This window comes from Candidatus Kapaibacterium sp., from assembly GCA_023957315.1.
Taxonomy (GTDB): Bacteria; Bacteroidota; Ignavibacteria; order Kapaibacteriales; family UBA2268; genus PGYU01.
Genome location: JAMLHE010000004.1, coordinates 39,795 through 54,258, shown reverse-complemented (window position 1 = coordinate 54,258; position 14,464 = coordinate 39,795). Strand labels below are relative to the sequence as shown.

12 protein-coding genes are annotated in these 14,464 nt (G+C 40.4%); 2 read left to right on the top strand and 10 right to left on the bottom strand.

The features are described from left to right. Positions 1–4 precede the first annotated feature (4 nt). The 3 genes from M9949_05330 to M9949_05320 are packed head-to-tail and all read right to left on the bottom strand — an operon-like array spanning position 5 to position 5,276. Positions 5–3,373, bottom strand: a complete 3,369-nt coding sequence (locus tag M9949_05330; GenBank protein MCO5250829.1) for a T9SS type A sorting domain-containing protein — start codon at positions 3,371–3,373, stop codon at positions 5–7. A gap of 32 nt (positions 3,374–3,405) precedes the next feature. After that, a complete protein-coding gene (locus M9949_05325; GenBank protein MCO5250828.1) occupies positions 3,406–4,281 on the bottom strand; it encodes a DUF58 domain-containing protein in 876 nt (291 codons plus the stop codon). Then, positions 4,281–5,276 (bottom strand): AAA family ATPase, encoded by a 996-nt coding sequence (locus M9949_05320; GenBank protein MCO5250827.1) that lies wholly within the window; start codon positions 5,274–5,276, stop codon positions 4,281–4,283. The genes M9949_05325 and M9949_05320 overlap by 1 nt, the downstream gene beginning before the upstream one ends. Positions 5,277–5,489: 213 nt before the next feature. On the opposite strand from M9949_05320, the gene M9949_05315 reads away from it, so the two are divergent. Both M9949_05315 and M9949_05310 read left to right on the top strand, forming a co-directional pair. Beyond that, positions 5,490–7,127 (top strand): C69 family dipeptidase, encoded by a 1,638-nt coding sequence (locus tag M9949_05315; protein MCO5250826.1) that lies wholly within the window; start codon positions 5,490–5,492, stop codon positions 7,125–7,127. A gap of 5 nt (positions 7,128–7,132) precedes the next feature. Next, positions 7,133–8,458 (top strand): nodulation protein NfeD, encoded by a 1,326-nt coding sequence (locus M9949_05310; GenBank protein ID MCO5250825.1) that lies wholly within the window; start codon positions 7,133–7,135, stop codon positions 8,456–8,458. Between the two features lie 9 nt (positions 8,459–8,467). Here M9949_05310 and M9949_05305 read toward each other — a convergent pair whose 3' ends face one another. The 7 genes from M9949_05305 to M9949_05275 are packed head-to-tail and all read right to left on the bottom strand — an operon-like array spanning position 8,468 to position 14,454. Beyond that, positions 8,468–9,229: a tetratricopeptide repeat protein gene (locus M9949_05305; GenBank protein ID MCO5250824.1), complete on the bottom strand. Its 762-nt coding sequence runs from the start codon at positions 9,227–9,229 to the stop codon at positions 8,468–8,470. Beyond that, a complete protein-coding gene (locus M9949_05300) occupies positions 9,226–9,831 on the bottom strand; it encodes a hypothetical protein (protein ID MCO5250823.1) in 606 nt (201 codons plus the stop codon). The genes M9949_05305 and M9949_05300 overlap by 4 nt, the downstream gene beginning before the upstream one ends. Further along, positions 9,800–11,065: a BatD family protein gene (locus M9949_05295; GenBank protein ID MCO5250822.1), complete on the bottom strand. Its 1,266-nt coding sequence runs from the start codon at positions 11,063–11,065 to the stop codon at positions 9,800–9,802. Before M9949_05295 ends, M9949_05300 begins: the two co-directional genes overlap by 32 nt. 20 nt (positions 11,066–11,085) lie before the next feature. After that, on the bottom strand, positions 11,086–11,859 hold the full coding sequence (locus tag M9949_05290) for a tetratricopeptide repeat protein (protein ID MCO5250821.1): 774 nt from the start codon (positions 11,857–11,859) through the stop codon (positions 11,086–11,088). Further along, complete coding sequence (locus M9949_05285) at positions 11,856–12,899, bottom strand: VWA domain-containing protein (protein ID MCO5250820.1); 1,044 nt, start codon at positions 12,897–12,899, stop codon at positions 11,856–11,858. Before M9949_05285 ends, M9949_05290 begins: the two co-directional genes overlap by 4 nt. Positions 12,900–12,959: 60 nt before the next feature. After that, positions 12,960–13,523 (bottom strand): 16S rRNA (guanine(966)-N(2))-methyltransferase RsmD, encoded by a 564-nt coding sequence (rsmD, locus tag M9949_05280; protein MCO5250819.1) that lies wholly within the window; start codon positions 13,521–13,523, stop codon positions 12,960–12,962. A gap of 1 nt (position 13,524) precedes the next feature. After that, complete coding sequence (locus M9949_05275) at positions 13,525–14,454, bottom strand: hypothetical protein (protein MCO5250818.1); 930 nt, start codon at positions 14,452–14,454, stop codon at positions 13,525–13,527. Positions 14,455–14,464 lie beyond the last annotated feature (10 nt).

Here is a 14,464-nt window from a genome sequence, read left to right as displayed (position 1 = left end):
TTGATTATCTGACAATATTAATTGGAATAGTTTGAACATTCATTTTCAAGCTGCCTTGATTTTGGACAAATCGAACAAAATAGGAGCCTGAAGGCAAATTTGTAAAATTCAGCGGGTAATTGTAATTGCCCGGATATAATTGTTGGTTTATAAGGGTCGCTCTCAATCTGCCACCGGAATCGAATATCTCGGCACTTATCGAGGCTTCGGCATTCAGTTGGAATTTCAAATTACCATAATCAGCAACGGGATTGGGCGCCAAAACTACATTCACGAGATTTGTCAAATTTTCCGCTACGCTGGTGGGTTCTCTCGTCATAAAATAAGAAAGTCCGGAGAACTGTCCTTGGTGACCTTCCTCGATTGATAAAACTCTCCAAATATATCGAGTATTTAAATTCAAATCACTTATTTGCAATGAATTCCCTGTGACAATCGTATCAATCATTGGATTTTGAATCGAGAAACCAGAATTAAACTGAATACGATATTGGCTGATTCCCTCAACTTGCGACCATTCTAAAGTAGTAGTTAATGGCACATACAAATTTGCGTTTTCAGGGCTAAGCAAAGTCGGGGCTTCGGCGATTGTGGTGAATTTCCACGCCTGAGACCAATCACCTGCACCATTTGAGCTAATAGCCCTAACTCGCCAATAAAACTCTTCTCTTCCATCGGGAAGCAAAGTTTCAACTGCGGTATTGGTTCGGATGCCATGAATAGTTTTGTAAATTTCCGAAAAATCAGATGTTTTTGAAATTTGCAATTCGTAAAATCCTGCATTTGCAGCTTCACTCCAATTAAAATGAACGGAATCCACTACAAAACGAGCATTGTTTGCCGGATAAGTCAGATTGACATTTCCTGCGAACAGTGCATCGAATTCGTAAAAAGCCGAATACATTCCTGTAGCATGAGTTCCAATTGCTACAAAAGAGTCGCTATGCCGAGCATCAATCATATCTACCACCACATTGCCAATTACATTCAAGCCCTCTTTTTTCCAAACTGTCGAATTATCATTAAGGAAAGTAGTGGAGAAAAGCCCAATACTTGTGCCTGCAAAGTAAATTTTGGTATCGCCTTGCTTCAGGATTTCAATCCAATTAACGGCTGGTCCGGCGCCTGTGCCGTTGGGCATTTCCTCTAAATTACCGGAAATCGAAACCCACGACTCGCCACCATCAGTCGAGCGGAATACGCTTAATATATTGTAGTTGCTGTACGAAAATATCACATCATTTGCATTGTCGGGGTCTATGGCAAAACTGCTCACATAGCCCATAGTTATGCCCGAAGGAGTAATATTCACCGGAGTTGGATCGCCGACATCAGCATTATCTATTCTGAAAATGTTGCCTCGTGAAGTGCCGTAATACAATACGTTGGCAGGATTTGTCGAAACTTGAATTGCCGTTATTCTCTCGGTTTGCAAGTTTGATGAAAAATCAATCCGAGTGTTTGAAAGGCTATCCCAGCCGATTGATGTCGAGTCAACAGACTGAACCATCGGAATCGAAGTTAAATCGTTATTTCGCCATACCATTTTGCCGCCTGCGAGATACATCCGATTGTTGTCGTTCGGGTCGAGTATGAACGGTGTATTCCAGATAAAATCTCTGCCACCGATTGGGTCAATTCGCGTTTGGATAAGATTGTTGCCGTTTTCGTCTTGTTTGACACGGAAAATTTTGATAGCAGGTTGAGATGAGGAATTTTGCGAAGCATAGTAATATTCTGCACCGGCAGGAATTTGACAACAAAAACCATCTGCTCGCAATGGCTCTGTCCATCTGTCCATCACATTCATTGATTTGGCTATCATAGTGCCGTTGTCCTGCATTCCACCGATAATTTCAATGCTGTTGCGTTCAGAATGCTCAATCGCAATCGAATAAAATTGAGTTGTATAATATCCATTATTCAAGGAAATCCACTCTACGACATCTGCTTCACCGTCTAAAGTCACATGCACACCGCCATCGGAGCCTGTGTAAACACGATTGTAATCGTGGCGTGAAAAGACAATTGCATGATTATCTGCATGATGATTGGGATAGCGGAAATTATAGTCGCAATCTTCAAATGGACAAGTTCCGCCAATCCAAGCAAAATCAGGAGTGCGGAATCCGTTATCTGAACGATATAATGCAACTGCTCCGAGATAGACTATATCAGGATTATCTGGTTTGACTTTGATTACCAGATTATATCCCCATTGCGAATTCATTTGTCCTTTGGTGCTGTCAGGTTTAGGTAAATTCATGGAGCGGTCTTCCCAGCGACCGTTATCGCCTGCGCCGTTACCGCCTAAATATGTATAATGCCACAAACTATGATAGAGCGAATCGCGACGACTGTTATGGGTTAATTTGCCGAAACCGGGCGTATTGCCCACAAAATAGACCTGATTTTCATCCGATGGAGCAATTCCGATTACAACTCTTTCGTAAACATTTGGAAATCCGGGCGGAGTAATATTTGTCCAATCAATTCCATTTTCGGAGCGATAAATGCCCTTTGTTAGTGAAGTATTTGATGATAATGTTGCATAAAAGACACCATCGGAAGTAACGGCGATATCCGCTTGTCTGGCTCCTGAACCTGCTCCCAAAGTGGTAGTCCAAGTGTTGCCTGCGTCTGTACTCTTCAAAATACCATAATTAGCAGCAGCAACGTAAAGGTCATCTCGGTCCAATGGAGCAGTTGGGTCTGTTACAATGTTCCAACAATAATCGAATGGGTTATCCCAGTTATTGGGTTTATTTGTCGAAGTTACGGGCAATACATCCCAAGATTGACCATTATCGGTGGATTTGAAAACGCCATCGCCTGTAATAGCAGCGGAATTTCCAAAGTATTCACCGGAGGCATAGTACCAATTATCTTCCTTTCCGGGACGAGTATCTTGAACCAAACAAGTTGAGGAATGCAATTGGTCGTAGCGAGTAGTTTTCGCCCAATAGGCTCCACCGTCAACACTTCGCCACATTCCACCCGATACACCACCTGCGATTATTATATTTTCATTTCGAATGTCAATGCCAAGAGAACGGGTTCTGCCGCCAATTTCGTATGGTCCGCGAACATCCCACATGTCTTCGCTCATCAACATTTCGTTGAGTAATTTCTCATCTTTGGGGATGAAAGTCGAATTGATATATTCCAAAACTCTTGAATTAATATGAGGTGGTAATTCTCCGGTCGCAGGGTCTGCGTAACGTTCTATAAACCAACGGTGCTTTTCTTTAGTTATCGAAGGTCCCGAAATGCTTGATGATGTGGGTTTGATTTTGTTGTTCTCGCCATAAAAAATGAACGATAAAAAAACGCCAATAAACAACACACTCATTAAAATTGTAATCTTTTTCATCTCGGTATCCTTGGTAAATTTATTAATTAAAACTATTTCCGTCTCTCACGCTTTTTGAAGAAATTCTGGAGCGGAGCTATATATGATTCATCAGTTCTGATTTTTATCATGTCAACTTTATTTCGAGTGCAAATATTTGCTAAATTCTTTTGCATTGATTCTCGCCAAGATTTATATTCTTGCCGAACATTTTTGTCATTAGTATCAATCCAATCCATATTGCCCGTTTCGGGGTCATAAGTTCGGACTAAACCAGCTTTGGGGAGCTCTTCTTCGTATTTGTCGTAAATTTGGACTGCAATCGTGTCATGACGATTAGAGGCTATTTTGAGATGCTCGTCAAATCCCGTTGAAATAAAATCGGAAACGAGAAAAACGATGCTTCGCTTTTTCATAACGTTAGTCAGATATTTCAGTGCATTGCCTACGTCGGTACCTTTTCCGCTCGGAGTGATTTCGAGTAATTCGCGAATAATTCGCAAAGCATGAGTTTTGCCTTTTTTCGGGGGTATGAATTTCTCGATTTTATCGCTAAAAAATAAAACTCCAATTTTATCATTATTTTGAATTGCCGAAAAAGTCAGCACTGCACAAAGTTCGGTAACCAAATCTCGTTTGAATTGGCTATGAGTTCCGAAACTCTGCGAGCCCGAAATATCAACAAGCAAAACTACAGTGAGTTCGCGCTCTTCCTCGAAAATTTTGACATAAGGGCTTGCGTATCGTGCCGTTACGTTCCAATCAATAGAGCGAATGTCGTCGCCGACTTGATATTCACGAACTTCGCTGAATGCCATACCACGCCCCTTGAACACGCTGTGGTAATCACCCGAAAATAATTGCTTTGTGATACCGCGTGTTTTAATTTCAATTTTGCGAACTTTTTTGATTAATTCGGTAGTATCCATTATGGCACTTCGACGGTATTTAAAATTTCATTGATAATATCTTCCGATGTAATGTTTTCCGCTTCGGCTTCGTAAGTGATGCCGATTCTGTGGCGGAGAATGTCGTGGCATACTGCTCGCACGTCTTCGGGTATTACGTAGCCGCGACGTTTGACAAATGCGTAGGACTTTGCACCAAGAGCCAAATTTATTGAACCGCGAGGCGATGCCCCAAATGATATTAATTGATTGAGTTTGCTCAGCTTGTATTCTTGTGGGAATCGAGTCGCAAATACTATATCGAGTATATATTGCTCAATTTTCTCGTCCATATACACTTCTTTTACGGTGTTGCGGGCTTTGAGGATTTCGTCTAAGTTGAGAACTGCATTGGTTGTTGGGAATTCTTTCGCAATGTTTTGGCGAAGGATGAATTTTTCTTCGTCTCGAGTCGGATAATTAATAATGAGTTTGAGCATAAAACGGTCAACTTGGGCTTCGGGTAATGGATAGGTACCTTCTTGCTCAATCGGGTTTTGGGTAGCAAGAACTAAGAAGGGCTCTTCGAGTTTGTAAGTGTCATCGCCGATTGTGATTTGACGCTCTTGCATAGCTTCGAGCAATGCCGATTGGACTTTTGCGGGGGCGCGGTTGATTTCGTCAGCAAGAATAAAATTAGCAAACAATGGACCTTTCTTGACTGTAAAATCTTCCTTGCTATGATTATAAATCATAGTCCCAGTCAAATCCGCCGGCAATAAGTCGGGAGTAAATTGCAATCTGCTGAATTTTCCGTTAATAGCTTGAGCAAGCGTCTTAATCGCCAGCGTCTTAGCTAATCCCGGTACGCCTTCCAATAACACGTGACCGTTGGATAACAAGCCTATCAGCAAACGCTCTACCATATATTTCTGCCCAACGATGACTCGTCCTATTTCGTTCATCAAAAGGTCAACGAAAGCGCTTTCTTGCCTGATTCTTTCGTTCAATTCATTAATGTCATTCATTAAATCAATCTCCTTGAAGCATAATTTATTACATTTTTTATTTTTAAAATAACGAATACAAGATACGAAAATTATGATAAAGAGTACGATTTTGTACGATTTTTCGAGAATAATCAAAGTTCTGATGCAGAAAATTTGCCTTATTTGCCCAAATACCTTATATTGCAGAAATATATTTGTTCGTAATTTATAGAATTAAGTTAAATTTAATAGGATTTATTTATGTTGAGAAAAATAATTTTAACACTCACTATTTTTATGATTGCCTCCTATCAGGCATATACATGTACTAACTTATTGGTTACAAAGGGAGCGTCTGCAGACGGCTCGACGATGATAACATATAACGCTGATGCGGGTGGATTTATGGAGCCTTTGGTTCATTTGCCGGCAGCTACTTGGGGCGACAATGATTCTTTAGAAATTCATGATTGGGACACAGGTAAATATTTAGGTAAAATCAAGCAGGTCAAACAGACTTATCTTGTTATCGGCAATATGAATGAATATCAAGTTGCAATCGGCGAAACAACCTTTACAGGTCTCAAAGAGTTACGCGATACAAACGGCATTATGGATTACGGCAGCATGATGAGAATCACTTTGCAGCGTAGCAAAACTGCTCGTGAAGCAATCAAAGTCATGACAGACCTCGTCGCTGAATACGGTTATTATTCCACAGGCGAATCATTTTCGATAGCCGATGCTGAAGAAGTTTGGATGCTCGAAATGATTGGCAAAGGTGGCAAGGAAAAGGGCGCCGTATGGGTTGCAGTCAAAATTCCCGACGGTTACATTGCTGCTCACGCAAACCAAGCTCGTATTCGTAATTTCCCATTGAATGACCCGAACAATTGTATTTATTCCAAAGATGTGATTTCATTTGCACAAAAAAATGGATATTACGACCCTAAAAAAGATGGCGAATTTTCATTTGCTGATACATATAATCCTCTCGATCCGGGTGGTTTGCTATTCTGCGAAGGCAGAGTTTGGAGTTTATTCCGTCGCGCTGCTCCCAAAGCGAATTTATCGCCTGATTACTGGCGCGCTGTCGAAAACGCCACACCTTATCCGCTTTATATCAAACCTGACCAAAAGTTGAAAGTTTCCGATGTTATAGATTTGATGAGAGACCATTTCAACGATACTCCTTGGGATTTGACCAAAGGGCTTGCCGCCGAACCTTACGGCAATCCGGTGCGTTGGAAACCTCTCGGATTCAAATTGGAAGGCGATACAGTAAATTCTTACGGATGGGAACGCCCGATTTCGACACAACAAACTGCATTCGCTTTTGTTTCGCAAAGCCGTTCGTGGTTGCCACGCGAAATTGGAGGAGTATTCTGGTACGGTGTTGATGATAATTATACCAATGTTTACGTACCGCTATATTGCAGCATGACCGCACCGCCACCATCAAGTCAGGGTTACTCGATTAAAGAATTCAGCCTAAATTCGGCTTTTTGGGTTTTCAATTTAGTTGCAAATCTTGCTTATACTAAATATTCATATATTGTAAAAGATATTCAAGTAGTCCAATCCGAGCTTGAAGACAAGTTCACATTATCACAAAATGCTATTGATAAGGCTGCTGTCGAGCTCTACAACATTGACAAAAACTTAGCAATCGGCTTTTTAACCGATTATTCTGTCAGCCAATTTGAGCAAACTGTCAATCGTTGGCGACAATTGTGGGAGTATCTCGTTGTGAAATACAATGACGGCTACATCAATGACGTTAATGTAGAAGGCGGACGCCATCCAAAAGGCGTAGGCTATGGAGATGAATTTTTCCGTCGCGCTGTGCAAGAACGTCCCGGATATTACGATGTGAAGATGAAAAAGGAATTAAAGTAAATCTGATGAAAAAAGCCCTCATAGCGGCGATAGTTTGTTTTGCAATATGGAGCGGTGTGACAACCGCTCCTAATGCAACAATTGCTCAAGAGGGAAATGATATTATCCGGAATGCTTCTGTTACGATGATAACAATCGAAGGCGGAATAAGTCCGGCTGTGGCATCGTACATAATTACTTCACTCGAAAAATCAGAAGAAATGGGCGCCGAAGCTATGCTATTGCGTCTCAATACACCGGGCGGATTGTTAGAATCCACTCGCGATATTGTAAGTACATTTCTAAACTCGAAAATCCCAATCATTGTTTACGTTGCACCGGGAGGCTCAAGAGCCGGTTCGGCAGGTGTATTCATCACTCTTGCTGCACATGTGGCAGTAATGGCGCCGGGCACAAATATCGGAGCTGCACACCCTGTCGGGATAGACGGTTCGAGTGATTCTTCTTCAGCTATGACTTCAAAAATTGTAAACGATACCAAAGCTTTTATCCGAACAATTGCTGAAAAACGAAATCGCAACATTGCTTGGGCTGAACAAACAGTCGAATCCAGCATCTCATCTACCGAAACCGAAGCATTAGCCGAAGGAGCGATTGATTTTATAGCTGTTTCCGTCAAATCTTTGCTTGATTCTGCCGATGGAATGGTAGTAACAACTGCTTCAGGGCAAAAAAAGCTGAGATTGAGAGATGTCGAAATTATCGAAATCGAAAAATCTTGGCGCGACCATATTTTGATGACATTATCCGACCCAAATATTGCGTATTTGCTGATTATGTTAGGTATTTACGGATTAATTTTCGAATTAAAAAGTCCGGGTTCGATAGCTCCGGGTGTTGTGGGCGGTATTTCTTTGCTTTTAGCGGCTTATTCGCTCAAGATGTTGCCCGTCAATATGGTCGGAGTGGCATTCATACTTTTGGCTTTCATTTTATTCGTGATAGAGTTTTTTGTCCAAAGCTATGGATTGCTGTCTGTAAGCGGTGTTGTATCTTTGTTTTTTGGTTCAATATTACTGATTGATTCACCATTAGAGTTCATGAGGATATCTATGACACTGATAGTTGTTGTTACGCTGGCTACGGCAGTTTTTGTAGCAATATTGGCTTATTATGGCATAAAAGCTCAATCCCGAAAAAAAGAGGGTGGCTCACAAGCAGTAATCGGGATGACAGGCACTGCTCGCACAGATTTTGTGCAAGGCACAGGTGGCAAAGTCCACGTTTACGGCGAACTTTGGCAAGCAAAATCCGACGATGACATCAAAATCGGCGACAAAGTCACAGTCACTGCAATCGAAGGATTCACTCTGATTGTAAAGAAAGTGTAGGGCAATCTATTATATCACTTCAAGTACGCTCGCAGGCACCCAACCCTTGTTGCCATTTTCGAGTAATATCTCTGACCAGCCCTCTAATTTGTCCGTGATTTCTACTTTTGTGCCTTCGTGGAGTATCAACAAATCTACCGAGCTTTCATCGGGGGCAGACTTGACATAGATGCTTGTCGAAAAAATGATGGCAAATTCGCGACTCGTTTCGTTGTAGTAAGCATTATAAGCTATGATTGATGTCAGAACGGTTCCGATAAATCCTAATACAACAAGTAGAAATAAGAACTTTTTTCTGAATGTAGTACCGCTAATTATGAAAAGCGCCAGAAACAGTAGTGATGCCCAAAGCAAGATTACTGAAACCCAGCCCCAAACGCCGGAATACAAAAAGCCCAAAATCGATTCGTACCATTCGACAATGAACAATTTTGGAACTGTTTCAAATTTGTCAACTATTCGTAAATTAGCGATTTTTAGATTGAATTCAATATCCGAATCACTCGGAGCTAATCTTGCTGCACGTTCGAAATACAATATTGCCGAAGGAATTTTTTCCATTCGGAAGTATGAATTGCCAAGATTGTAAAATAGTTCGGCGGATTGGTAGCCGTCATCAATAATTGCTCTGTAAGATTCAATTGCTTGTTCGTAATTTCCGGCGATGTAATAATTATTCGCTTTTTCGAATGACTCCTCGGGAGTTTGCGAAAATACTGCATTAGTCATAGAAAGCAAACAAAAGGCTAAAATGTAGAATTTTAGTTTCATCTTAGAGCTCCCTCCATTTGAGTTATAGCTTTGACGGCAGAGCCATAAATTTCATCGAGCTTGTGATTGTTGCTTGATGGCGAATATCTCGCAAATTCGGCATTATCGAGAGTTTGCAAGAATTCGGAAGATAAATCTTCGCTGACTCCTTTTCCGAGCAAACTTTCCTTTGCTTTGTCTTTGGTCAATTCCGAATTTGGAATGCTGAGTTTATCACTTAAATATCCCCACAAAGCTTTGTTAATTTCCTCGTGAAATTTATCCGAATTGCTATTATCCTTCATCAACGATTTGGCAAGTGAAAGTCGCTTCTTGGCAATTTTTGTAGCTTTGCGATTGCGAAGCAAATTCAAATCATAAGATTCGTGCTTTTTGCGTCGCCAAATTATAAAAAATATGCCAAACATTATGAATGGTGCGAGCATCATAGCGACGTAGTCCGATGACCCAAAGAAGCTATCTTTATTACGGTTGAGCGATGAAGTCTTGGTTTTGATGTAGCGAATGTCCTTACCGATTAGCTGAACTTCTTCTTTGCGAACACCTGTAATAGCTCCACCGAAATTATCATCACCTTTTTCGACTTCGATTTGAAGATGCATCTGATTGCAAGGTTTTGAAACGCTTCGAATTTAAATCAAAATATGTAAATTTCACAGGTTCAATTTTAAAATTTCCTGCATTTTTGGGAATGATTAGGTATTCAAATGTCATTGAGCCGGACATTCCGCTTTCAGTGGTATAGATATTATCACTTATATTCGGGTCGTAAATTTCAAATCCCGGTGGAAAATTAATTGCCAAAGGCTGAATTAGCTTCAAATTACCTCTACCGCCAATTTTCACTTTCAGAGCAACGGGTTGACCTGTTTTAGTTTTCGTTTTGTCCAAAAATGCTTCCATTTTCAAATCACCAACGGCTCCGGCAAATTCCGGTGGACGGTTTTCGGTAAATTCAGAAACCTTTATCGGTAGTGGTTCGGAGCTCGATTTGTATTCAAAATCGCGAAAATTATTTCCGGAAAAGAAAGAATCGTCAAAAAAGCTCCAGAAATCTCGTGAACGTTGCGATGTTTGTACTCTCATCCTGACAGTAAAATTGAATTCGTAGGGGTCAACGACTAAATTGCCCGAACGTTGAGGGAAAAGCACCACTTGCTTTATAACCGCAGTATTGAAAGTAACTCCATTCACCACTTCACGCTTCCATTGTAGTTTGTCAATCGGTAAGTCCTGATTCCAAAAGCCATTCAAGGACGGTACTTTGGTTGGCGAAAGTTGCATTACGTTCAATTCGGGATGAATGAAGAGTTTGTATGTTGCTGTGATTTGTTCGCCAATGAAAACACTGCGTTTGGAAACGCTTGATTTGACGTATATATTTTTCTTCAGTATATCAAGAGCTTGTTGGTTTAATGTTTTTTCCTGTTCCTGCTCTTGCTTGCGTTGCTCTTTTTGAGCTTCGGATTCAGGTAAAACGTTGATGGAAAGAGGCTGGGTTTTTAACGTTTTCCCGTCACTAACAATAGATGCAGGACCAATCGTGAAAGTACCGGTTTTATCTGCAAGCAACATATAGGATAAAGTAAATGTCCGAGTAGTTCTGCCATTTATTATTTGAATACTCTGCGATTGGTTTGGTCCGCCTAATACGGTAAAACCTTTGAAATCGGGACCTTTGAAATCAGAACCGCCACCGTTTATGGTAAATGAAACTGTAAAACGTTCCCCAACCGGAACAGGATTGCGGTCAACACTTGCGACAAATTCTTGTGCAAATGTGGATACAGTCATCAAAAAGAGCAATATCGAAATGCAATAAAACTTGTTTCTCATTTTGTTCTTTATCTCATTTATTACCAATTTTTCTCACTCGGACGCCTTTGCTGCTTTTTCAGAACTTTTTTCTGTACGTCAAGCTCTTCATTTTTCAAAGCCTCCAAAATTCTCTCAGCATCTTCCTTAGAAATCTCGGATTTTTGTCTGTTTTGCTGATTCTTCTGCTGTTCTTGTCCTTGCTGCTCTTTTCCGTCGCCATCATTATTTTGTTGCTGCTCATCTTTTTGTTGGTCATTTTTCCCTTGCTGCTCATCTTGCTTTTGCTGATTTTGGTCTTTATCTCCGTCCTGCTTTTCTTGCTCTTTATCGCCGTCTTCGTCTTTATCATCCTTATTATCGGATTTGTTTTGTTGTTGCTCTTGTTGTTGCTTTAGCATTCTTCGTGCCATTTCCAAATTATGACGGGTGTCATTATCTTGCGGATTCAACTTGAGAGCATTTTTATAAGCAGCGATACTTTTTTCGAAATCATCGGATTTATAATAAGCATTGCCCAAATTATGATATGCATTAGATGTTGTGGCTTTGTCCGGCTTTTGGGATATAATATCGGAGAATTTGCTGATTGCGTCGGCATATTGTTCGTTTTTGTAAAGTGCATCGCCGAGATTGAAAGTGGCACGATAATCGGGAGCGACTTCGAGTGCCTTACGGTACTTTACTTCCGCTTCCTCGAATTGCTTTGCTTTGAATTTCTCATTTCCTTCACGAATGAAAGATTTGGTTGATTGCGACCAGGAAGTCGAAATCATTGCAAAAGCAAACATAATTATGATAATAATACTTTTCATTTTTTACCTGCTACAAATAAATTCAATTTTGCAATAAATTTATTCTTTTTTTCCGAAAATACTAATTCTAAAAGTAAGAAAAATAAGGCTAAAGCTACGAAAATCTGGAAACGGTCTTCGTAGTTAGTAAATACTTTCGATTCGAACTCTTGTTTATCCATCTTGCTAACGCGATTGACGAGCTCCGTTAGTTCGACATCTGTACCTATATCAGAACGAAAGAATTCGCCTTTGGTTTCAAGTGCAATTTCTTGCAAAACTGCCGGGTCTAATCGAGTTATTATATTCTCGCCATTTTTGTCTTTCATGTAACCGGTAATTCTGCCATTTTGGTAAACCGGAATTGGAGCACCTTCGGAGTTGCCAACGCCAATTGTATATAGCACAACGTTTTGCTCCTTAGCTCGTTTGGCGGCAGAGAGTGCGTCATCTTCGTGATTTTCGCCATCGGTCATAATTATCAGCACTTTGCTTATACTCACATCTTGAGAGAAAGACGAAACCGCCAAATCAATTGCCGAACCAATCGCAGTGCCTTGAGTTCCAGCCATTTCGGTCGAAATCGTGGAAGTTATCAGCCTTGCTGCGGCAAAATCCGTAGTCAGAGGCAATTGCAAAAATGATTTCCCTGCAAAAATTATCAGCCCGACTTTGTCTTCACCCAAATTATCAAGCAATCGATTAATTGAGCGTTTTGCCCGTTCGAGCCTGTTTGGGCGGACATCTTCCGCTAACATGCTATTTGAAACATCAACCGCAATGATAACTTCAATCCCTTCTCGCTTAACTTCTTCTAATCGTGTGCCGATTTGAGGATTTGCCAATGCTAAGATAACCATTGATATTGCAAGCAACATAATCGTAAATTTCAATCTTGCTTTATGGCTTGAGGTATCGGGTATCAGCAATTTCACCAAGTGCATATCGCCAATTTTTTTCAGTCTTCTACCACGTGAAAACCTGTAAAGTATATAAATAATAAGCAGTAAAGGAATTACTGCAAAAGCATATAAATACTCTATGTTCTCGAATCTAATCATAAGTCTTCATTTCTTATAAATCAATTATTTTGACGTAAACACCAATTTGTAAGTGTAATTTTACGCTTTTACAATTTCGATAAATTCTACTTGCGTCTCGCCGAATTCTTTATGCGATATGCTCCTGAACGCGGGCGGAATCAGCAATTTCATGTCTTTTGCATATTCTAATGTTATGACAGAATCATCGTTTAGCATACTTTTTTCGCCGAGCAATATCAATAATGGATTGATGATATCAATTTTGTACGGAGGGTCGCAGAAAATCAAGTCGAATTTTGGGCTGTCATCGGGGTAATCTTTTACAAACTTCAAAGCATCTCTGCAAATGATGGAATAATCGGCTTTTGGGATTTTGAATAGATTTGCAACATCGCGGGCGATATCGCAAGATTTTTTGGAATTGTCAACTAAAGTTAGGTGCTTTGCACCTCTGCTCAATGCTTCAAAACCCAACGCTCCTGTTCCTGAGCATAAATCCAAGCATATGCAATCATCGAAATCAACGAGATTTGACAAAACGTTGAAAATTGATTGCCTCGTTTTGTCGGAAGTGGGTCGGATATTACTCGGGATTTTTCCAGAGTAATGCAAACCACCATAGATTCCGGTTGTCAATCGCATTTTACAAAGTCATGATTGTATGTTTTGTAGGAAGACATCCGCCGATACAAGCCGGATAAATTTGCAATGTCCGCGAACAGTACTCTCGTTCCCGCTCATCTAAGGAGCTTTTCATCAATCTGAAGCCGTTCAATCTTTTCGTATCTTCAATATCAAGCTTGCCGGAAATACGGTTTAACTCAGTTGATACATCTTTTGTCATGCTTGAACCAAAATATAACATCGCATCAAGATTATCGCAGAGATTGGGGACTATTTGATTGTACTCATTTTGGATTTTCTCGTGCAGGGAATCCAAACCCTCATATCTAATCAAATTATAATATGCCGGAAGCCCGTCGAGCACTACGCTGATGTCCATGAATTGCCCTTGCAAGCCCAAAATCATAATGTTGCCCGACCTGAATTCGGGATAATTGTAGATAAAGGCACTATGAGCGTTCATTTGGCTGATATCGAACTTTGTTATTTTCTTACCCAAAGGCGCGAGCAAATCTTGAATGAATTTCAAATCTTCCTTTGTGATTATGACTGCTAACATCATTTGTTTTTTCGAATTTTGCGAGGTCATCGGTACAAGTTGAATCGAAAAATCATCAAAATTAAATTGCGGATATGTTTGTCTCAATTCCAAAGCTACGAGAGCCTTCAGAGACTTTTCATTCATATTGACGTTGCCCGGGAATTTCGAAACCAAAACACTTTCGGACGGTAAGGTAACCGATACTTCATCGGGTTTGAAATCCATTTCGTTGATAATATTCATCAATTCTGTCATTCCGTTTTGGGTTTCTTCGGATTGTGTGTTCTCGAAATCAATTTTGTGAATAGTCGAATTGATATAGTCCAAAGACAATGTGCTACCAACTATTGACACTCCGGTCAGATAAGTTCGGTCTATGTTAAAGAAAATCGAAAGCATTCGACGCATTAATTATTTC